Origin of the sequence: Burkholderia ubonensis, assembly GCF_902833085.1 — a bacterium.
Classification (GTDB): domain Bacteria; phylum Pseudomonadota; class Gammaproteobacteria; order Burkholderiales; family Burkholderiaceae; genus Burkholderia; species Burkholderia ubonensis.
The window spans coordinates 34,078-55,186 of sequence record NZ_CADFEB010000008.1; the positions used below are offsets into that span (position 1 = coordinate 34,078).

Consider the following 21,109-nt stretch of genomic DNA (forward strand, 5'->3'; position numbering starts at 1 on the left):
CACTCCTTATTCGTACTGCGAATCGCCGGAGCCGGAGCCCGGCGCTGACAAACCCGAGGTGCTCGCCCCGGGAACCAAACTACGCCGTTATCTCGCCGGATTTCCCGAAGACGCCTGCGCCGGAGCATCGGGCACGAGCGTGATTTCCACGCGGCGGTTCCTCGCCCGGCCTTCTGGTGTCGCGTTGTCCGCGACAGGCCGGGTATCGCCGTAGCCCTGGATCGCGAACCGGGTCGGCGCAATGCCGGATGCGTCGACGAGCCAGTCCCGCACGGCGGCCGCGCGATCGACCGAGAGCTTCAGGTTGCGATCCGGCTTGCCGACAGCGTCGGTATGCCCGGCGACGAGAATCCGCTTGCCCGGATGAGCCTTGATCAGTTCGAGTGCGCCCACCATCGCGCGCGTCGAGTCGGGTTTCAGCGCCGCCTTGCCGCTGTCGAACAGCGACATGCTGTCCAGCGTCACGACGGACGGTGGCGGCGAAGGCGGCTCATAGGATGCGATGGCGTCGTTGAGCGGCGCGAGCAGGTTGCGACCGCGATACATCCCGAACGACAGCCGCAGCGGCACGCCGGTACGCGCAAAGCGATCGAGCTGATCGCGATCCGAGACCAGAGCGCGCAGCGCGTCGCGTTTCGCTGCGTCGTGTGTTTGGGGAATTGCGTCGTAGCGTGCGAGGTGCTCGCCGATGCGGGTCAACAGCGCTTCGTTGTTCTTTGCGGCTCCCCAGATGGCGACGGCTGTTGCGCACGCGACGATCGCAAACGCGTGTCCGACGGCTGCGATCCGCGGCGAACGCCGTGCCCGTTGCGGCGCGGCTTCGATCAACGGCTGGGGAAGCGGCCACGGCGCCGTCGAGCCGGGAAGGGCGCGCGGCGCGACGGCGATGCGCGTCCGGACATCGCGCTCCCACGGCTTGCCGGGGCCGGTTTCCGGCCCGCAATCGATCCAGCCCGCACCGAACAGGCGCCACATCGGCGCCGGCTGCCGCCGGTCGGCGAGCACATCGAACACGCTTCGCTGCGTCCAGGCGACGATGGCGGCCAGACCGGCGGCGCGCGCGGCCGTCGCACGGTTGCCGCCGGCATGGACCACTTCCGATTCGGCGGCTTCGATCGCCGCGTCGAAACGCTGCGCGTCGACGATGGGCGACGCGGCCGACGCACCGTACCACTGCGCCGTCATATCGCCGGACTGCGTCGGGCTCGTTGCCGGATCGGCGGTCAGCCGCTGGTAGATCGCGACATAGCCGGGCAATGCCGTGCCCAGCGCCTTCGACGCATCGGCCGCCGCCTGACGGATGACGCGCAGCCTTTGCGCCAGCACATCGCTGTTCGAATGCATCGCGGGGGCGACCGACAGCACGACGCAATCGGGCGCATGTCCATCGCGCCATTGACGGATCGCGACGGCGAGCCGCGACAGCTCCTGAGGTTGATCCACCCGCAACCAGATCGCGCCGTTGCCGACATGCACGCAGCGCGTGATGGCGTCTTCGCGATCGAAGAGCGCAGCCAGACCGTCGCCGACGACCAGCGCGACCGGCATTCTGGTTCTGAGGCCCACCGGGAGGTCGACCGTTGCGGCGCCGAGCTGGGTCAGCACGTGTGCATGTTGCTCACGCAAGCGCGCCAGCTTGCGCATGTGCAGCCAACCGGCCAGAAGCGAAACGGCGACGATGACGGCGGTCGATCCCCATGCCGCACCGCGGTCGATGGACAGGACGAGCCAGATGACCGCGAGCGCCAGCACGGCGGTCAACGTGACGACGGTGCGCAGCGGATATCCGAGCCCCGCAAGCGTCGCCCGAACAGCATGCGACCCCGGGCCTGGCGTGCCGGGCCGAGCGTACAGATCGGAACTCACGGCCGTTTCGCCTGCTGAATGAGGTGCGCCAGTTGCGCATCGAGGATCTGGTGCCAGACGAGCCATGTCAGTGTGGCGGCGGCGCACGCGATGCCCGCGATTGCCCAGGGCGAAAGCCGCTTCAGCCGGTCGATCAGCCGCGTCGTGGAGCGGTCCGTCAGGAACGGCGGAGGCGCTGCCGGACGCAGTCGATCGATCTGCTCGGCGAGCGCTGCGATCAGGGCCTGGCGTTTCGCTTCGCCATCATGTGATGCCGCCGTCGCGCCCGCCGGAGACGCATAGCGGCCCCGGAATCCGACGCCCAGAATAGCGGCGTAGCATTCGAGCAATTCGACATTGGGTGCGGCCTCGCGCATCCGGTATTCGATTCGCTCGTACACACGATCGCCCGCATCATGAATGCCGTACCGCTCCACCTGCAAGGGCGTCTGTTCCCACTGCGCGCGGTCGCTGGGGGGAAGGTGCCGCAGGGCGGCCTCGTCGATCAGGCCGCATTGGGCGATTGCGGCATCGTCACGCACGTCCGGAGCGATGCCAAGTGCATCCAGCGCGGTCGAGAATTGCGCGACGAGCTGAACGCAGCGTTGGCGCAATTCGCCGACGTTCTGGGCCTGCCCTTCACTCGATAAATGCGTAACGAGCAGGGCCGTGTCGCGCAGCAACGCACGAATCGACGTGCCGGTTGCGTGGCGGGAGCCCGGTTCGCGCTCGAGCAGCGCTGCCTGGGTGCGCGTGGAAATGATGGTGTTCATGAGCGCAGCACGGCGTAGAGTTCGATCGATGCATCGGGAATCGACGCGGGCAAATAGATCTGGCAGGCGCGTGCGGCAAGCATTCTCGCCAGTGCCGGCGCCGCCGGATCGAGTGCGAAATAATGATTGTCGAGCCGAACGGGAATGGCGCCAGGCACGCGCTGAACCGCCTTGAGCGGAATGCCCGCAACGGCGGAATTGACGATGTGCTCGACGTCGTCCGGGGCGCCGACCTTGCACAGGCGCGGGAATTGTTCGACGAGTTCGAATGCGGGCAAGACGGCATTGACGGACAGATACCAGTCCGCCGTGCCCTCGGCGAGGCGTTCGTCGAGGACTTGACCGGTCCACGTCGTCGGGCTCGTGTGCGTCAGGCCGATCGAGACGACACGCGACGGAATGATCGCATCGAGCAGGTCGCGGATCAGCAGCTCGAGTTTCGCGAACACGTCGTCGGCATTGGCGTGATCGTAGGTGGGAATGTCGGCGAGCTGTGTACTCGTCGAGAACGTGATCAGCGCGCCCGCGAGCTGAGACAGAATCTGATAAAGACGGTCGGTCGGCTGGCTCGGGTGCGATGCGAGAAAGCGGAGTTGCGGCCACGCGTTGTGGATGCAATGCAGGAGCCAGAAAAGCTGGACGTCCGCGACGCCGTATTCGGCCACTTGTTCGATCCGTTCGCTGCGGCGCGCGCCGAGCGCGGCGCTCTTCGCGCCCAGGATATCGGCGAGGCGATGGATTCGTTCGACGTGAAGCGCATGTGCGGACAGCGTGAGGCAAGGCGGCACGAAGCGGCGATCGACGTGGAACTGTCCATTCGTCGTGCGTGTCAGCCGCGCAATCGCGCACACCGTATCGTCGTCATGCGGTTCGAAATCGAACAGCAGACGCACTGCGTGGCGTTCCGCGGCGATCTCGGATTCGCCGCCGCCGTTGAGATCGATCACCTTGACGAACTCGCGATACGCCCGCTTCGGCCGGGCCAGCGTGGTTTCGTCGAAGCGGCAGTTGCCGCCGTTCGCGTCGGGCAGCGCCAGTGCCGCGAGCACGACGACGCTCTGCACGTCGGAAGATATTCCCTGAGTCAGATCCCGTGCGGGAGGCAACGTGTCGGCGACGGTCGTGTCGATCGGGGTGCCGTCCGGCAGGCGCAACTGGAGCCGCGTCAGCTTCAGACGTCCTGACGATAGTGCGTCTTCGTCGATATCGACGCCAAGCGTTCCCCATGGAGACGAAACGACGGAATTCGCGAGCTGGCGCAATGCGAACGCAGCCCAGCGGTCCTGCTGCTGGAAATGCTGTTGCGTCAGGATCAGCCCTTCATGCCAGAGCGGTTTTTCGATCCGCATGGTGTGGTCTATCGAAATATAGGAATTATGGTTTGGCGATTCTATAGTCTCGATATGGATTTCGTATACCTAATTTTGTGGAAATTCATGTTTTGTTGGAATGGTCTATTTTGAGATATTGCGGGTGGCGAGAATCGAGGTTTGTCTGGGAGATATTTATTGAGATATTGTCGCAATAAGTTTTGAGAATGAGGTGCTGTTTCGTAGCGGGGTGTAAGTGGGAATTTACTTGTAAATCATGATGTTGAGAGTGGTTCGTGCTTGCGTGTCAGTGGGGTTTGTCGGCAGGTGGCTGGTTTGTCAGTGGTTTTTGTGGAAGATTTCTGGTGTGTGTGGTTGATGTTTTGACTTGTCTTAATTGTTGAATGAATGTGAATTGATGGTTTGGTGTTTACTGCATGTAATGTGTCGTGGTAATTTCCTGCTCCGTGAATCGGATGCAGTGCTACGGGGTATCCGAGTCAGTCCTTCGCAATGAGCCCCGTGGGGCCGAGGGCATCGGCGTCGCGAGCGACTGGGCATCTGCTGGCCACGTACCATGGACGTGCATTGCGGAATCTTCAAGCATCCTGAGATAAGGAGAACGAATTGGATAGCTTTCAGAGAGAGATCCCGAAGAGCCGGGTTTCGATCACATTGGACCTGCACACCGGCGGCGCGCAGAAGAAGGTCGAGCTGCCCCTGAAGCTGCTCGTCGCGGGCGACTTCAGCGCCGGACGCGAGCAGGCGCCGCTTGCCGAGCGCAAGAAGGTCAACATCGACAAGAACAACTTCGACGCGGTGCTAGCCGATTATGCGCCGGACCTGAAGATCGCCGCGGACAACACGCTCGCGGGCGACGGATCGGAATTGGCGGCCAACCTGTCGTTCCGCTCGATCAAGGACTTTGAACCCGAGCAGGTCGCACGCCAGATTCCGGAGCTTCAGGCATTGCTGGCGATGCGCAACCTGCTGCGCGACCTGAAATCGAACCTGCTCGACAACGGCACGTTCCGCCGCGAGTTCGAGAAGGTGCTGAAGGACAAGCGCCTGTCCGACAAGCTGCGCGGAGAACTGTCGCAGATCGCCACCGCCGCCACGCAGCCCGAAGGGCATGCGTGAGCGGAGCCGGGCCAAGCGCGCCTTCACCGCATTCCGAAAACAGGTTGCGATTCGATCGCAGACAGGACACGAGATGAAATCCACTGAAACGCAGCAGACCGGCGCGACCGAGACCGTCGTGCTCGACGCCCCGCACGGCGACATCGACAGCGTGTACGCATCGCTGTGCAGCAAGATCAACCTGAAGCCCGTCAGCGAGGCGCGTCCGCTCGAGGCGTTCCGCGACAACGACATGCTGTCCGAGGCGTCCGCCGACGAGCGGATCGCGCGCGGCATGGGCGCGTTCCTCGAGCTCGTGGCCGGCGCGAGCCAGCCGGTCGACCGGCTCGACAAGTCGCTGCTCGACTTCCATATCGGCCAGATCGACCGGCAGATCAGCCGCCAGCTCGACGCCGTGATGCATACGCCGGAGTTCCAGGCGCTCGAAGCGCGCTGGCGCGGCCTGAAGATGCTGGTGAGCCGCACCGATTTCCGCAAGAACGCCAGGATCGAGGTGCTGGACGTGTCGAAGGACGCGCTGCAGCGCGACTTCGAGGATACGCCGGAGCTGATCCAGAGCGGCTTGTACCGTTTGACGTACATCGAGGAGTACGACACGCCGGGCGGTCAGCCGATCAGCGCGATGATCAGCGACTTCGAATTCAACAACTCGCCGATGGACGTTGCGCTGCTGCGCAATATCTCGAAGGTTGCCGCTGCCGCGCACATGCCGTTCATCGGCTCGGTCGGCCCGGCGTTCTTCGGCAAGCAGTCGATGGAAGAAGTCGCGGCGATCCAGGACATCGGCAACTACTTCGATCGCGCCGAGTACATCAAGTGGAAGAGCTTCCGCGATACCGACGATGCGCGTTACGTCGGCCTGACGATGCCGCGCGTGCTCGGCCGTCTGCCGTACGGCAAGGATACGGCGCCGGTGCGGGCGTTCAACTACGAGGAAGCCGTCAAGGGCCCTGATCACGACAAGTACTTGTGGATGAATGCGTCGTTCGCGTTCGCGGCGAACATGGTGCGCAGCTTCGTGAGCAACGGCTGGTGCGTGCAGATTCGCGGGCCGCAGGCAGGCGGCAAGGTCGAAGATTTGCCGGTTCACCTGTACGACCTCGGCACCGGCTATCAGCCGAAGATCCCGACCGAGGTGCTGATTCCGGAAACGCGCGAGTTCGAGTTCGCGAATCTCGGTTTCATCCCGCTGTCGTTCTACAAGAACCACGACTTCGCGTGCTTCTTCTCGGCGAACTCGACGCAGAAGCCTGCGCTGTACGAGACCAAGGAGGCGACCGCGAACAGCCGCATCAATGCGCGCCTGCCGTACATCTTCCTGCTGTCGCGCATCGCGCACTACCTGAAGCTGATCCAGCGCGAAAACATCGGCACGACCAAGGACCGTCGTCTGCTCGAGCTCGAGCTGAACAACTGGATCAAGGGGCTCGTGACCGAGATGAAGGACCCGGGCGACGAGTTGCAGGCGTCGCATCCGCTGCGCGAGGCGAAGGTGACCGTCGAGGACATCGAGGACAACCCGGGCTTCTTCCGCATCAAGCTGTTCATCGTGCCGCACTTCCAGGTCGAAGGGATGGACATCGGGCTGTCGCTCGTTTCGCAGATGCCGAAGGCGAAGAGCTGATCTGACGTCTGTCGCATGCGCCGCCGGGGTGGTGATGGTTGCCCCGGCGGCGCCGTTGTGTCCGTGCACCTGAGAGAAAACCCATGTCGATGATTTTGCCCTCGCAGGCTTATGAATTGAAACTGGCGCCGCACCCGGCGCCGTTCTCGATCCTGAAATTCACTGGGCTCGACCAGGTCAGCCAGCTGTACAGGTACGAGATTGAATTCACAAGCCCGGTGGCCGGCATTCCGATGGATCAGGTGCTTGGGCGACCGGCCAAGTTCATCGTCGATCCGATCGATCCGAACATGGACTATCTGAGGAAGATGTTCGGGGAGAACGCGGCGCAGTTCAGCAAGAAGCCGCCGGCGTATACGGTCCACGGGATCATCACGAAGTTCGACGAGTTCGAAACGTCGGCTGATGAGACGCGCTATCGGGTCGTGTTGGAGCCTACGCTGGCGGACCTCAATCGCGGCGTGACCAGCCGGCTGTTCCAGAAGCAGTCGGTCGAGGAGATCGTTACCGATACGCTGCGGCATTACGAATACCGTGCGGGCGTCGATTTCGTGTTCCAGTTGCGTGGCCAGTACAAGCGGCGCGAGTACGTGACGCAGTATCACGAGACGACGTTTGCCTTCATTCAGCGCATCTGCGCAGAAGAGGGGATCTGGTTCCGCTGGGAGCAGAAGAAGGATCGCGCGGTGGTCGTGTTCGGCGACGATCTGGATGCGTATGCGCGCAAGCAGCGCACTGTTCCGTATCGCCGCGACTCGGGGCTTGAGAGTGCTGGGGCAGATGCGATCAAGACACTCGGGCGGGAAACGCAGCGTGTACCGGAGTCGGTGCGGCTGCATGACTATAACCACCGGCAGGCAGGTGTTTCGCTGCTGGTCGAGGAAAACGCTGCCCGCGACGACAAGACGACCAACGCTGTCGATTACCGATGGGGGGAGCATTACGAGACGCCGGAGGAAGGCAAGCGCGTTGCGCGCTTGAGGCACGACGCGTATCTGGCCAGCCAGATCACCTTCAAGGGTACGGGCAATCCGTTCGCACTCGAAGCAGGCGAGGTGATGCGGATCGATCCGAAACCGGCCGATGCGAAGCATGGGATATTCATTACTTCGGTCGAGTCGCATGGCGGGCGTAACGAGTCGTACTGGGTGTCGTTCGAGGGGATTCCGTCCGATCGTGTCTGGCGGACGCACATTGCGTCGATCCAGCGGCCCTCCATCGACGGCATTCTGCCAGCCCGCATCACGTCTCCTGGGGATTACAAATACGCGTACCTGACGGAGCAGGGCTGGTACGTGATTGTCCTGCCGTTCGATCTCGATCGATGGAGCCCCGGCGGAACCAGCCGGCCGGTGCGGTTCGCCAAGCCGTATAGCGGCGACAACTACGGCCATCATTTCCCGCTGATCGACGGCGCGGAAGTCGCGCTTGTCTTTACTCAAGGGAATCCGGATCGGCCCGTCATCATCGGCGCGATGCATGACAGCCTGCACCCGGATCTCGTCAACAACCTGAATCACACCCGAAACCTGATCCGTACCGCCGCGAAGAACGAGATGCGGATGGAGGACAAGGAAGGTGTCGAACACATCCACCTGACCACGCCGAATCAGACCAGCGAGTTGAATCTGGGGCATATGGTCGATGAAGCTCGCGCAGAGCGAGGTCAGGGAGCCGAACTGCGTACCGACGGGCATCTCGCGGCGCGCGGTCCGAAGGGCATGTTGCTGACGACCGAAGCTCAGCCGGGAGCGTCGGGTCGCCAGCTCGACATGGACGGTGCGCAAGAGCAGCTGCAGCGTGCGATTGATCGCATGGAGTCGCTTTCCGAGGCCGTCCGGGCTGCCGAGGCGACGGTGGCCGAGCTGAAGCAGCAGAAGGCGTTCTATGCGGAAGCGCTCGACGGATTGAAGCGCGCGGCAATCCTCATGAGCGCGCCGTCAGGTATCGGACTCACGTCAGGCGAGCACCTGCAGGTCAACGCGGACCGAAATCTGATCGCGACTGCAGGCGGGAACTTCGACGTCGGAATCATGCGGAATTTCACCGTTGCGGCGGGCAGACAGGTGTCGCTGTTCGCGCAGGCGCAGGGCGTGCGAGTCACTGCGGCCAAGCAGGACGTCGTCGTCCAGGCCCGTACGGGCGCGATGGCGCTGTCGTCGTCGAAGGATATGCGCTTCGCCAGTACCGATGGCTCGATTCTCGCGACCTCCCGCGGCGCGCTTACGCTGACCAGCGGCGGCGCGTACCTCAAGATTGACGGCGGCAACATCGAGCTTGGGTGCCCCGGAGATATCACGCTCAAGTGCGGCAACTTTCACTGGACCGGTCCCGGCAATCTCTCGGTTCCTCTGCCCGCCATGCCGATCGGCCCATGCAAGGAGTGCTTCTTGGACGCGCACCGAGGGGTCGAAGCGATGACGGAGGTTGCGTGATGCTCGAAGCGGATCGCGTCATGCCGGCCGGTGACATGGAGGCTGCGTGGGAGCAGTGGCGCAAGCGCTTGTTGTCGCAATTCGAAGCGTTCGACGCAAGCGATGCTTCGGGGCATCTGTACATACTCGCGGATGCGCGCGCAAATCCGGACCTCGACAAGCTCTTGGCACGGGTGCCCAAGCTCGAGTGGGTGTCGTTATGGCAGGGGACCGTCGTCGAATCCTACACGGATATCGCACCATACCTGATCGCGATCGATCGTTTTGCTTTCGACGATCCGCGCGACCTGCAGAGCCGGCTCGTTCGGCGGCTCTGGAAAGAGTCAACCGGGCTGCACATGCTGACGTGGATATGGTCCCCGTTCCCGACACGGATTCTGACCGAACACTTCCAATCCTTCTGCCGTTATTCGACGCCAGACAAGCGTGCGTTCTTCCTGCATTACTACGACAACCGAATTCTTGCGCGCTTGCGTGCAGTCTGGAGCGCGGAGCAGGCCCAGGCGTTTCTGTCGCCGTGTGTCGAAATCTGGTATCGCGATCGCGAATTGAACGAGATCGCCTGGCGCAATGATGCAGACGCGGTGGATGGCGTTGTCGATGGAGAGCAGGTGCTGACGGTCGAGCAGCACACGGCATTGCTGCGGCTCGGTCGTGCCGACAAACTCGCGATGCAGTTGCGCACGATGTATGGGGCGATGCTTGATGACCTCACGGATTCGGTGCTCTACCGACGCGTTTCGGAACAGATTGAACGTGCTGCGCGGCACCGTGTTACGGGAGATGACGATCTCCTGAACTACGTTTCGAAGGGGGTTGTCGTGTCGCCTCGATTCGACGAACACCCGGTGATTCGGGAGCGGTTGGTGCGCGCGATGAATGGTGAGCAGACGTATCGGGACGCGTTGAGTCAGATCGATGGCGACGTCTTGCGCGAGGCTTCTCGGATGGAGCCGGGCTCAGACGTACATGGGGTGCCTGTGCATGATTAAACGACTCTGTTTGGCAATGGTCGTTGTGCTGATGCTGGCCGGTTGCGATGCGTTTTCATCCGAGCCGACGTACCGTGGCGTCAGCATCATGGGGCTCAACTACACACCGTTCAATCTGAGCCGGTTCACTATCCGCGACAAATATGGCAATCGGGCAAGTGGTGGAGGTGATCTGCCGCCAAGCGCGGGTGCGGGCAGCCTAAGCTGTTGCTACAAACTGAAAGGGACGAGCTTTACGGTCGACTGGGAGGTTTACGACGCGGATGAGGCCATCAAGGATCTATACGCCCCCATCAAGAAGATTCACAAGACGACCGAGGACAAGTTTCCCTCGACCAAGGTCGCTGGCGGAGCCGGGGAAGTCGTGCTTGCGGTGCACTTCTATCCTGACGATCACATCGAGTTCGAGTTTCGAAACGACATGAGCGGAACAAGAATTGACTACACGGAAGTGGATCACTGGCTTCAAACCAAATACGGAAAGGCCGCCAATCCAGATGATGACGACATGGCAGTGGCGTATCGACGTACTGCACGGGTTGCTTCGCAAGGTTGGTCGAAGTACCGCCTGACTGATTCGAGCGATCTGGAGCAGTACGTGTATTTCACGCTGCTCGTCAATCCGAAGTTCGATGAGCATCCAGCCGTGCGGAGGATCTTGCAGGAGACGAACGGCAAACCTGGCGCGTTTGGTGCTGCGATGCAAAGCTTGCCGGATGCCGTTGTTCAGGAAATCAAGGGCAATCGCTTTGATCGCATGTCGAATGAGGGACAGCATGGTTGATCTCGCTCGACCCGATTCCGACGATCAGGCGTGTATGGCTCGCGAGACGGAGCCGGGATGTCGGATTGCTTTCCGGAATTTGGAGTATTCACCAATGCTTAAACGGCTTGTCATCTTGCTGTTCGCCGCGCTGACGCTGGCCGGTTGCGATGCGTTTTCATCCGAGCCGACGTACCGTGGCGTCAGCGTCATGGGGCTCAACTACACACCGTTCAACCTGAGCAGGTTCACTATCCGCGACAAATATGGCAATCGGGCAAGTGGTGGAGGGGATCTGCCTCCGAGCGCGGGTGCGGGCCGGTTGAGTTGTTGCTACAAGTTAAAAGGGACGGAATTTACAGTCGATTGGGAGGTTTACGACGCTGATGAGGCCATCAAGGATCTATACGCACCAATCAAGAAGATCCACAAGACAACCGAGGTCAAGTTCCCGCCGACCAAAGTCGCAGGTGGAGCCGGGGAAGTCGTGCTTGCCGTGCACTTCTATCCCGACGATCACATCGAGTTCGAGTTTCGAAACGACATGAGCGGAACGAGGATCGCTTACACGAAAGTGGACCACTGGTTTCAAACCAAATATGGAAAAGCGGCCAACCCGGATGATGATGATGAGGCAGTGGCGTATCGACGTACTGCTCGCGTTGCGTCGCAGGGGTGGTTGAAGTACCGACTGACTGATACGACAGACCTTGAGCAGTACGTGTATTTCACGCTGCTCGTCAATCCGAAGTTCGATGAGCATCCAGCCGTGCGGAGGGTCTTGCAGGAGACGAACGGCAAACCTGGCGCGTTCGGTGCTGCGATGCAAAGCTTGCCGGATGCCGTTGTACAGGAAATCAAGAGCAATCGCCTTGATCGCGTGTCGAATGAGGGAAAGCACGGCTGATCCGAATCAACTCGATTTTGACGATTGGTGATGCCTTGGATGCGCGGGATTTTTCGCGCATCGATTAGTTTCTTGGAAAATTGAAAATCCAGACCATGCTTAAAAAGATAGTTGCCTTGATGCTGGTTCTATTTGCGTTGGCGGGCTGTGACGCCTTGTCATCGGTGCCAACCTATAGCGGCTTCAGCGTCGAGGGCTTCAATTACATGCCGTTCAATCTCACGAGATTTGTAATTCGAGATCAGTACGGCAACACCGCGAGCGGTGGGGGAGATCTTCCGCCCGGGTCTGGGGAAGGAAGTCTAAGTTGCTGTTACAAGTTGAGGGGAACGGATTTTACGGTTGACTGGGAAATTTACGACCAGGATAAGTTTATGGATCATCCGTATGATCCAATCAAGAAAATAAAGAAGAATTCATCGGTCAAGCTGCCCCCGACAAAAATCTCAGGTGGGGCCGGAGAGGTCGTGCTGGCGGTCCATTTCTATCCGGACGATCATGTCGAATTTGAGTTTAGAAATGATCTGAGTGGAACTCGAATCGAATACGACGAAGTGTGGGACTGGCTGCGGAAAAATCATAAGCAACTGATCGATCCGAAAAACGAGGATGACGCGATCATCTTCAGGCGTGTGGCCAAGCTTGCCGCTCAAGGGTGGTTGAAGTATGGATTCACGAACACGGGAGATCTGCAGCAGTACTGCTATTTCTTCCTGCTCAATCCCATGTTTGACGAACATCCTGACATCCGTCGCATCTTGCAGGAAACCAAAAGAGAGCCGGGGGCCTTCGCATCGGCGATGGGAAAGTTGCCGGACGCGACCATTCGCGAGGTCAAAAGCAATCGTTTCGACCGTTTGGCTACTGAGGGACAGCATGGTTGATCTCGATCGACCCGATTCCGACGATCAGGCGTGTATGGCTCGCGAGACGGAGCCGGGATATCGAATTGTTTTCCAGAATTTGGAGTATTCCACCAATGCTTAAACGGCTTGTCATCTTGTTGTTCGCCGCGCTGACGCTGGCCGGTTGCGACGCGTTTTCGTCTGAGCCGACTTACCGTGGCATCAGCGTCATGGGGCTCAACTACACACCGTTCAACCTGAGCGGGTTCACTATCCGCGACAAATATGGCAATCGGGCAAGTGGTGGAGGGGATCTGCCTCCGAGCGCGGGTGCGGGCCGGTTGAGTTGTTGCTACAAGTTAAAAGGGACGGAATTTACAGTCGACTGGGAGGTGTATGACCAGGACGAGTTCATGAAGGACCCTTACGCACCAATCAAGAAGATCCACAAGACAACCGAGGTCAAGTTTCCACCGACCAAGGTCGCTGGCGGAGCCGGGGAAGTCGTGCTTGCCGTGCACTTCTATCCCGACGATCACATCGAGTTCGAGTTTCGAAACGACATGAGCGGAACGAGGATCGCTTACACGAAAGTAGACCACTGGTTCCAAACCAAATATGGAAAGGTGACCACCCCGGATGATGAAGACATGGCTGTCGAGTTTAGACGTACGGCCCGCGTTGCGTCACAGGGTTGGTTGAAGTACCGCCTGACTGATACGACAGATCTTGAGCAGTACGTGTACTTCACGCGGCTCGTCAATCCGAAGTTTGATGAGCATCCGGCAGTTCAGCGGATCTTGCAGGAGACGAAGGGCAAACCTGGCGCGTTCGGCGCTGCGATGCAGAGTCTTCCTAGCGCTGTCGTTCAGGAAATCAAAAGTAATCGTTTCGAGCATGCCACGATGGAAGGTCGTCATGACTGACAAAAATCGCCTTGACTCCGCGGATCAAACTCCGCTGGAAGTGCGTGCTGCGATTGGAGAGAGTCGTAAAGCGTATCCAAATGACTCATGCATTCCTTGTGGCGCTGTTGTACACATGGGTTTCTTCTTCGACGGGTTTGGTCGTCATCGAGATTACGATGAAAAGACAACTTCGCGATACTCAAACATCTGCCGGCTTTGGGAAGCTCATCGAGATAACGAAGATCGGCGCCGAGAGCGGATGGTGAATCAGTTTTGGTACCCATTCTATTACTCCGGTCTCGGCACGGAGCTGAACAAGGAAGCCACCGATGGCTTGATCGTCTCTGCGATGTTTAAACTTGGAAACGAAGGCGTCAAGGCAGCAGGAGCGACTGCGGCTAGCGTCGGCAAGAACGTCACCGGACTGAACCGGCTCCCCATCAACCCGGAACGCGCCATCACGGATGCGGTCAAGAAGGGATTTGCGGAATTTTCGTTCCGCCCGGTCGTGCAGTCCTTCCACGATCTGGTCGATTCGGTTAAATCCGCGCCGCGCAATATCGGTCGAGTGTTGCGCCTGCAGCGCGACAATCGCTGGCTCCGGCGTGGCCGCGCGGCGACTCGCGCGATGCTCTACGACGCGAAGAAGAACGTACTGTCGATCGGCTGGGGTGCCGCCAAGTCGGTGTTCTTGAATGTCGTCGTCGATTCGGTGCCTTGGTTCCGGGACAATCGTGCGATCGCGCGTGTATTGGGAACAGGTGTCGACGATCGATTGACGGCCGCGATGAACCAGTTTGAAAAGGCGATCGAAGACGTCAAGCTGAAGATGCCGAAGATCCAGCGGATTCAGGTATCCATCTTCGGCGCGGATCGCGGCTGCGTTCTCGCTCGGGCGCTGGCAAACGAACTGACTCGAAAATACAAGCACCCGAGTGACACGAAGCTGGCCTTCGTTGACCCGAAAGACCCCAATCACACGGCTGTTCCGATCGAGATCAAGTTCCTTGGGTTGCTCGATGCCGTTTCTTCGTTGATGGAAGAAAACAAGGTACTGGGTATGGTGCCTGTTCTCGGCATGCTCAAGCAAAACTATGGAGATCGCGATCTATCGGTGCCGGCTTCGGTGCAGCGGTGCGTGCATTTTGCCGCGGCTCATGAACTGCGGTTCTACCAGCGGCTGGACAGTCTTGAGAACACGCGTGGCCTTCAGTACCTCTATCCCGGAACGAGTGAAGACATCACCGGAGGGGCGCCACCCGGAACGCTTGGCGCACGTGCGGAACTGCAACGCGTCGTTCTGCGCGACATGCTCAACGAGGCGGTCTCGCATGGTGTCGTGGTCGATACGATGGAAGACATGTTCAAGTTCAAGGGTGGGACGTTCGCAAAATTCACACTTGCAACCCCCATCTCCGACGGCAACGCAACTTACAAAATCTGGGAACTGATCGGCGCATACCGCCAGATCGTTCCCTACGTCGCGCGTCTGAATTTCGTCGAGCACATGCAGGTATTCCTGCGCTGGATTGCGGTTCGCTATCAGTCTCCTGCGTTCCGCTCAACCGTGACGAGTCACTTCGACGGGCTCGCCGCCCGGCACCGTGAGCTTCTGAAGGAGCGCCGTGACGCCGAGGCGGCCTATCTTGCACTGCGCAACCAGCGGCCGCCGGTGGATGCCGTGACGCTTGGCAAGGCCTATGCGCGCTGGCAAAACGCGACGATGCCGGAGATGCTCGCCGGCCGCGACGCAGGTGTCGAGAAAGCGCGTCCATTCGTAGGTGTCTGGGAGCGTATCAAGGAGGAATCCGAAGAATTGATGCGGCGCGAATCCAGGCAATCCGCGCAGCAGAAATCGGCGGAATACATGCGCAAGGTGGCTCAAGACGGTTCATTGCCTTGGGACGCCGCCCCGGAGCTCAGCGCCACGATGATCGAGGCCATGATGATGACGCCCGAGCAGGAAGCGCTGCTGCAGGCATGGAAGATGGGCGTGAGCGGCAAGCACCCGTTGCCGCCCAAAGTCATGGCGCTATTCGACCTGCTGGTTCACGACACGATGCTGACGAGCTGGCACGACCACGTGCTGTCGTCGAACCTGTATTTCCAGACGCGCGCCATCGACACGTTCGGACGCAGCGATTACGTCGGCGAGGAGGAGAAGCGCAAGCGCGACGAAAAGCACGGAGAGCGTGTAAAGCAGATGAGCGACGCGATGGCGCCCGGCAGCCGATTGCCGGCGCGCTTCTGACCACACTTCTATCGTTCGTCGCCATACCGCGGCGGCGATGCCGGTTTTATTCGGGGGATATCCATGGCAGGCATCATTCGGGTTGGCGATAGCCATACCGGTGGCGGCACCGTAACGGCCGGCTCGGCCACGCGATTTTTCATGAACCGTTCAGTGGCTCGCCTGCACGATCCGGTGACTTGTCCTCGGCACGGCGACAACCGTATCGCAACCGCGACCTCGGGGGCCTTCGATGACGGCCGAGAAGTCGCCCAGCACGACGATTTGTGCGAGTGCGGTTGCCGGCTGATTTCTTCGCTTCCGAACAGCGGGCGCCGCTAAGCCATGGCGCTGGATTTCTCGAAGCTGCCGCCTGAAAAACCGGTTCCTGACAAGCCGCCATCGCGCTTCCTGTGGACCGTGGTTTTCCTGGTTCTGACCTTGCTCGGCGTGTTTGCAGTGCTGCTGCTTTGGCCGGCCGGGGAATCGACACGTACGCCGTGGTTCTGGATCAGCGTCACGCTCTATCCGGCAGGGTTCGCGGCGTTCGTCGTGTCACGGCCCTACAGCATGTACGAGGGGCGGCGTCTCGCTGCGCAGGCCTGGAATGCCGCGTGCAAGCAATGTGCGGAACTTGCCTTCGCCAGGGAAAGTGTCCCGGTACTCGTTCTGGGGGCCACCATTCGCGTAACCGGAAGCGACGTGGAAAACGAGGTTGAAGATATCGTCGACGGAACCTTGGTGCTGGATGCAAAAGCATCCGATCACGAGGAGAGCCAATCGACCACCGCGCGCTGGTTCCAGCCTATCGAGGCGGGCCTTTCTGCGGATGACCCGGAGCGTCAGGCAATCGTTCTCGAATGGCTTTACGACCGCTTGCTGGCCGACCTGAGCGCATCGATTGCGGCACTTCCGGTGGAACTGCCGCTGCGTGTGCTGCTCGATATATCAGGCTACGCCGGAGACGCCGATGCGGTCGAGCTCTGGCGCACGAAATGGAAGAGTCGCAAACTGCGGGCGGCCGATGCCAGCCGGGCGCCGATAGCGCTCGATCTGATGACGATCGATGCATGGCTGGATGATGAGAATGGGCCACTCAGCCGAAGTGCGTTGCTTCTCGTATCCGTGACACTGAGCAATGTGATCGACGAGCCGCCTGTGGACGGCATGTCGGAGGCCGGTGTTGGATTGTTGCTCACTTCAGGCGCGGTCGTATCGCGATTCGAGTTGCAATCCATCGCGGCTTTGCATAGGCCGTTGAACTCGGCTAACGGGAATCTGGATCATGCCCTGACTTATGCGCTTCGCTGGGGAAGCGTTGATCTCAGTGACGTGGGAGCACTCTGGATAAGCGGATTTGATGGGGACTCCATCGGGCCTCTGCATGCATCGCTAAGCCATGTGGATCAAGGCAGGAAGCGCGACGACGCGATACCGGAATTCGATCTGGACCGGACAGCAGGGCACGCAGGCCCCTCATCCGGTTGGCTCGCAGCGGCCTGTGCGTTGCACCAAACCCAACAGTCGTCGACACCGCAGTTGATAGCGCAACGTCTCGAAGACCGTACGTTCGTCGCCGTGACGACTATCGACAGCGAATCAAAGAATGAGCGCGCATTGGCATGAACCGGAAATTCAAAATCGATCTTTTCGGATCCATTCTCGTTGTCGCTCTACCCGGGATGCTGATCTGGAAGCAGCCTCAATGGGTTGGCCTGTCTACATCAGAGCGTGGACCGGCTATAGCCGCGCTGTGCGTTGCATTCGTGATTCTGCTGCTTGTCTTCAGCTACAGTGATTCGTCGCGAGCTGCCGTTGCGTGGCGCGCGGTTCAACAATGGCTGCGTGACCGCGGCCACAGCCCATTTTCCGCTTCGAGCGGCAAACAAGTTGGCGATGCGCGGGATCGAGCGGAGAAGCTCAAGCGTGCGTTGATCGAGCGCCATGGCTGGTTATGGCGCTATCGCGAGCGGTGGGTGCTGATCGCCGGCGACGAGCCTCTCGTCAGGCGGCTGGCGCCGGGCATAGTCGAAACCGGTTATGCGATCACCGGTGACGTGGTTTTGCTGTATGCAAGGCAAATGTCCGACACGCTCGATACCGAGTGGCTTGAGCATATTCGCCGCCTGCGTCGCCATCGTCCGATCGACGCGATCGTAGCCGTGACGCGTAACCGCCGCTCTGCAGGCCGGTCGTTCGACGCCGACGAACTTGCTCAGCGGCTCGCCCGCCACGCGCGCGCCCTGCGTTGGGCCGCGCCCGCCTATCTGCTCAATGTCACGGATTTCGGCGGCGCATCACCGGATTCGGACGAAGCCACCGGTTTCACCTGGTCGAACGCGCAGGTGAACGCAGACGACATCGACGAGTCGCTGCAAGCGCTTTCCGGAAACCTCGCCGAAGCAGGCGTCGTACGCCTCGCCAACAATACACAAGACCGCTATCCCGCTGAACTGTCGCAGCATATTGAAAATATCCGCAGCGCGCTTTCGAATCTCGTGCTGCAAACCACCCAATCCCGTATCTGGAAACACGCAATCCACGGCCTCCTGTTCGCTCCGTTGTTCAAGGAGCGGGAGCTGGCGCCTCCGTCGTCCGGCGAGACGAGCGACGACGAACCGCCTCTCGCCCCTCAACATCGAACGATCTGGCAAACCGTCGCCGAGCACAGCCGCAAGGTTGACGGTCGCCGCGTTGGCTTCTCACTGTCGACCACGGCCGCCTGGGCAACCACCGCGCTGATCGGCTGCTGGATGGCCGGCACGATGCTGTCCGGATTCGTGAACCGCGGAACGATCGAAAGCGCGGCCGACGCGGTCGCAATACTGTCCACCGTGCAGAACCGCACGCAAGCCATGCAAGCGCTTGACGGCCTTGATCGACAGATCGATACGCTGGAAATCCATCGGCGCGACGGCGCACCCTTGACGTCACGTTTCGGCCTGAACCGCGACGGCGCGCTGCTCGACGCGCTATGGCCGAGCTACACCGTGGCCGCGAACCGCATCCTCGTTACGCCGATCCGCGAGAAGCTCGAACAACGCCTGCATCAACTCGCGTCATTGTCGGACGCCGAGATCGCCAGCGGCGGTAATACGCAGGTACAGGCCGCCTACGACACGCTCAAGGCCTACATGATGCTGGCCAAGCCCGAGCGCGCCATGGCCGCCTTCCTGACGCCGGAACTCGTGGCGACGGCCGCGCCCGCTCGTCCGAACGACTCGCCGTTATCGCCGGGCGCTTGGGAAGACCTCCGCCGGCAGACGATCGCATTCTTCGCCAATCACCTGGGCCAACGTAAGTTACCTGCCATTACTCCGGATCTCGGACTCGTCGCTTCAACGCGCCAGACGGTCATCGGTGTGCGTGGCATTCAGAACTCGACCGACGCGGTTTATCAACAAATCCTCGACGACGCGACGCCGAAGTATCCGCCAGTGTCGCTCGCCACGCTGCTAGGCGATACGACCAGTCGGGGGCTGTTCAATACGACGGCGACCGTTCCCGGCGTGTTTACGCGCGCGGCGTGGGATGAGCGGATTTCGAAGGCGATCGACGACGCGAGCGGGCAGCACAACGCGGCAGGCGATTGGGTGCTCTCGGACGCGAAAACCGGCAAGCAGGCTCCGCCGACGCTGAAAGCCGAACTCCGCCAGCGCTACTTCGACGATTACGCACGGGCCTGGGGGCAGTTCCTCAATAGCCTGCGCTGGCAACAGGCGCCGACGCTGTCGGCGACGGCCGATCAGTTGACGCTGCTGGGCGACGCGCAACGCTCGCCGCTCGTCGCGTTGATGAACGCGATCATTTACCAGGCCGGAGCGGGCGCGACGGCGCAATCTTTGTCGGACACCCTGATCAGCAAGGCTCAACAAATCGTCGGCGCCGACGAGAAAGATCCGTCGAAGCAGGTCCAACCTCAGTTCGCGCCGCTGGCGGCCGCATTCGGGCCGATCCTGCGCTTGACCGGCAGCGATCTGGTTTCAGTCACGCCCGCCGCCGGCAAGGCGGCCGTACAGTTGGCCGCAACGGGCGACCTGAGTCTTGCCCGCTATCTCGAGCGGGTGACGGCCATGCGGCTCAAGGCATCCCAGATCGTTTCGAACGCTGATCCGGATGCGATGGCGCGGCTGGCCGCACAATCAGTTCTGCAGGGCAAAACGTCCGACATTGCCGACAGCCGTGACTATGCGAGCCGCCTGGCAGCGAGCCTCGGCGAGCAATGGTCGGGTTTCGGCGAGCTGTTCCGCGCACCGTTCGATCAGGCCTGGCAGGTTGTCGTGCGACCGGCTGCGTCGAGTCTGAACGAAATCTGGAGCACCGCAATCGCGGCCGACTGGAACAAGACGTTCGGCGGCCGGTATCCGTTTGCGGACTCCGACAACGACGCATCGCTTCCTGAAATGGCGCGCTTCATGCGGCCGGACAATGGCGTGATCACGCAATTCGTGGCGACCCAGCTCGCCGGCGTCGTCGAACGGCAAGGCGACCGCTGGGTCGTCGCGCAGGGTGCGAACCACGGCGCGCTGACGATCGATCCGGCGTTCCTGTCCGGACTGAACAAGCTCACGCGCATCGCAACCGTGCTGTTCCCGGCCGGTGACGCGCGCGTGCGTTACGAGTTGCAGGCCGTGCAGACGCCGGGCGTTACCGACATGAAGTTCGTGCTGTCCGGACGCGAACTGCACTATTTCAACCAGAAGCAGGAGTGGGTGCCGTTCGAGTGGCCGGGCCAGTCGCTCGAAAACCTGTCGCACATCGAATGGCAGACCGAGCAGGGCGGCTTGCGTACCGCGCTCGATTCACAGGGCCGGTTCGGCCTGATCCGGCTGCTGGAGCGTGCGAAGGTGTCGCAGCAGGATAACGCGCGCTATTTGCTGACCTGGACGCCGGACACGAGTCAGGGGATTCCGCTCAAGGTTCAACTACGCAGCGAAGCGGGGGCCGGGCCTCTCGACGTGCTTCAGCTGCGCAATTTTTCACTGCCGAAGCGGGTATTCGTGACGGGGGCGGCAACGGGCGGTCCCAATCTCTCCGCTATCAATCCGCCGCCGCTGCCGCCGTCGGCGATCGCGGCGGCGCAACATGCTGCGGTGCCGTTACCGCCGGGCCTTCCCGGCGGATTGGCGGTATCGGGCAACGTGCCGTCGGCCGCGGCAGCCAAGGAAATCGCTCAACCAACCGCGCGCGGTGCTGTCATGGACGCGACGTCACCGAAGAACACACAGCCGCGTGCAACATCATCATTGACGACGACTTCCGCGTCGGCAGAGCCATTGTCCACGCCGTTCGGACACGCGTTGCGGCTGTTGGGCGACGTATTGGTTTATTGAGGTC

At 60.9% G+C, this 21,109-nt stretch carries 15 protein-coding genes; 12 read left to right on the forward strand and 3 right to left on the reverse strand.

Translation table 11 applies throughout. From position 1 onward, the window contains the following. Nucleotides 1-87 precede the first annotated feature (87 nt). The 3 genes from HWX31_RS22365 to tssK are packed head-to-tail and all read right to left on the reverse strand — an operon-like array spanning nt 88 to nt 3,967. Nucleotides 88-1,866, reverse strand: coding sequence for an OmpA family protein (locus HWX31_RS22365; protein WP_174964037.1), 1,779 nt, complete (start codon nt 1,864-1,866; stop codon nt 88-90). Next, nucleotides 1,863-2,618 carry a DotU family type IV/VI secretion system protein gene (locus HWX31_RS22370; RefSeq protein WP_174964036.1) on the reverse strand — a complete coding sequence of 252 codons (756 nt, stop codon included), beginning with the start codon at nt 2,616-2,618 and terminating at the stop codon, nt 1,863-1,865. The genes HWX31_RS22365 and HWX31_RS22370 overlap by 4 nt, the downstream gene beginning before the upstream one ends. Then, nucleotides 2,615-3,967, reverse strand: a complete 1,353-nt coding sequence (gene tssK / locus HWX31_RS22375; protein ID WP_174964035.1) for a type VI secretion system baseplate subunit TssK — start codon at nt 3,965-3,967, stop codon at nt 2,615-2,617. Before tssK ends, HWX31_RS22370 begins: the two co-directional genes overlap by 4 nt. A 588-nt stretch (nt 3,968-4,555) precedes the next feature. Between tssK and tssB the strand changes: the two genes are divergently transcribed. The 12 genes from tssB (at nt 4,556) to HWX31_RS22435 (ending at nt 21,105) form a co-directional block, all read left to right on the forward strand. Next, entirely contained in the window at nt 4,556-5,068 is a 513-nt protein-coding gene (gene tssB, locus HWX31_RS22380) for a type VI secretion system contractile sheath small subunit (protein WP_010093655.1), read from the forward strand. A 73-nt stretch (nt 5,069-5,141) separates the two neighbouring features. Then, nucleotides 5,142-6,692 (forward strand): type VI secretion system contractile sheath large subunit, encoded by a 1,551-nt coding sequence (gene tssC, locus HWX31_RS22385; protein WP_042587270.1) that lies wholly within the window; start codon nt 5,142-5,144, stop codon nt 6,690-6,692. Between the two features lie 83 nt (nt 6,693-6,775). Then, on the forward strand, nt 6,776-9,127 hold the full coding sequence (locus tag HWX31_RS22390; protein WP_174964034.1) for a type VI secretion system Vgr family protein: 2,352 nt from the start codon (nt 6,776-6,778) through the stop codon (nt 9,125-9,127). After that, nucleotides 9,127-10,119 carry a DUF4123 domain-containing protein gene (locus tag HWX31_RS22395; protein WP_174964033.1) on the forward strand — a complete coding sequence of 331 codons (993 nt, stop codon included), beginning with the start codon at nt 9,127-9,129 and terminating at the stop codon, nt 10,117-10,119. The genes HWX31_RS22390 and HWX31_RS22395 overlap by 1 nt, the downstream gene beginning before the upstream one ends. Next, the gene (locus HWX31_RS22400; RefSeq protein ID WP_174964032.1) at nt 10,112-10,903 is read left to right on the forward strand and encodes a DUF3304 domain-containing protein; all 792 of its coding nucleotides are present in this window, start codon (nt 10,112-10,114) and stop codon (nt 10,901-10,903) included. Before HWX31_RS22395 ends, HWX31_RS22400 begins: the two co-directional genes overlap by 8 nt. 94 nt (nt 10,904-10,997) lie before the next feature. After that, nucleotides 10,998-11,789 (forward strand): DUF3304 domain-containing protein, encoded by a 792-nt coding sequence (locus HWX31_RS22405; RefSeq protein WP_174964061.1) that lies wholly within the window; start codon nt 10,998-11,000, stop codon nt 11,787-11,789. A gap of 80 nt (nt 11,790-11,869) precedes the next feature. After that, entirely contained in the window at nt 11,870-12,673 is an 804-nt protein-coding gene (locus HWX31_RS22410; RefSeq protein WP_341829965.1) for a DUF3304 domain-containing protein, read from the forward strand. Nucleotides 12,674-12,768: 95 nt separating this feature from the next. Continuing rightward, nucleotides 12,769-13,560: a DUF3304 domain-containing protein gene (locus tag HWX31_RS22415; RefSeq protein ID WP_174964059.1), complete on the forward strand. Its 792-nt coding sequence runs from the start codon at nt 12,769-12,771 to the stop codon at nt 13,558-13,560. Continuing rightward, the gene (locus tag HWX31_RS22420; RefSeq protein WP_174964031.1) at nt 13,553-15,793 is read left to right on the forward strand and encodes a DUF2235 domain-containing protein; all 2,241 of its coding nucleotides are present in this window, start codon (nt 13,553-13,555) and stop codon (nt 15,791-15,793) included. Before HWX31_RS22415 ends, HWX31_RS22420 begins: the two co-directional genes overlap by 8 nt. Before the next feature lie 63 nt (nt 15,794-15,856). Next, a complete protein-coding gene (locus HWX31_RS22425) occupies nt 15,857-16,114 on the forward strand; it encodes a PAAR domain-containing protein (protein ID WP_080401392.1) in 258 nt (85 codons plus the stop codon). A gap of 3 nt (nt 16,115-16,117) precedes the next feature. Further along, on the forward strand, nt 16,118-17,398 hold the full coding sequence (locus HWX31_RS22430) for a hypothetical protein (protein WP_174964030.1): 1,281 nt from the start codon (nt 16,118-16,120) through the stop codon (nt 17,396-17,398). After that, nucleotides 17,395-21,105, forward strand: a complete 3,711-nt coding sequence (locus HWX31_RS22435; RefSeq protein ID WP_174964029.1) for an ImcF-related family protein — start codon at nt 17,395-17,397, stop codon at nt 21,103-21,105. The genes HWX31_RS22430 and HWX31_RS22435 overlap by 4 nt, the downstream gene beginning before the upstream one ends. Nucleotides 21,106-21,109: the final 4 nt, after the last annotated feature.

Coding starts and splice junctions, on each gene's coding strand:
- HWX31_RS22370 (WP_174964036.1), bottom strand. CDS start 2,618: ATGAACACCATCATTTCCACGCGCACCCAGGCAGCGCTGCTCGAGCGC.
- tssK (WP_174964035.1), bottom strand. CDS start 3,967: ATGCGGATCGAAAAACCGCTCTGGCATGAAGGGCTGATCCTGACGCAA.
- tssC (WP_042587270.1), top strand. CDS start 5,142: ATGAAATCCACTGAAACGCAGCAGACCGGCGCGACCGAGACCGTCGTG.
- HWX31_RS22390 (WP_174964034.1), top strand. CDS start 6,776: ATGTCGATGATTTTGCCCTCGCAGGCTTATGAATTGAAACTGGCGCCG.
- HWX31_RS22395 (WP_174964033.1), top strand. CDS start 9,127: ATGCTCGAAGCGGATCGCGTCATGCCGGCCGGTGACATGGAGGCTGCG.
- HWX31_RS22400 (WP_174964032.1), top strand. CDS start 10,112: ATGATTAAACGACTCTGTTTGGCAATGGTCGTTGTGCTGATGCTGGCC.
- HWX31_RS22405 (WP_174964061.1), top strand. CDS start 10,998: ATGCTTAAACGGCTTGTCATCTTGCTGTTCGCCGCGCTGACGCTGGCC.
- HWX31_RS22415 (WP_174964059.1), top strand. CDS start 12,769: ATGCTTAAACGGCTTGTCATCTTGTTGTTCGCCGCGCTGACGCTGGCC.
- HWX31_RS22420 (WP_174964031.1), top strand. CDS start 13,553: ATGACTGACAAAAATCGCCTTGACTCCGCGGATCAAACTCCGCTGGAA.
- HWX31_RS22425 (WP_080401392.1), top strand. CDS start 15,857: ATGGCAGGCATCATTCGGGTTGGCGATAGCCATACCGGTGGCGGCACC.
- HWX31_RS22430 (WP_174964030.1), top strand. CDS start 16,118: ATGGCGCTGGATTTCTCGAAGCTGCCGCCTGAAAAACCGGTTCCTGAC.
- HWX31_RS22435 (WP_174964029.1), top strand. CDS start 17,395: ATGAACCGGAAATTCAAAATCGATCTTTTCGGATCCATTCTCGTTGTC.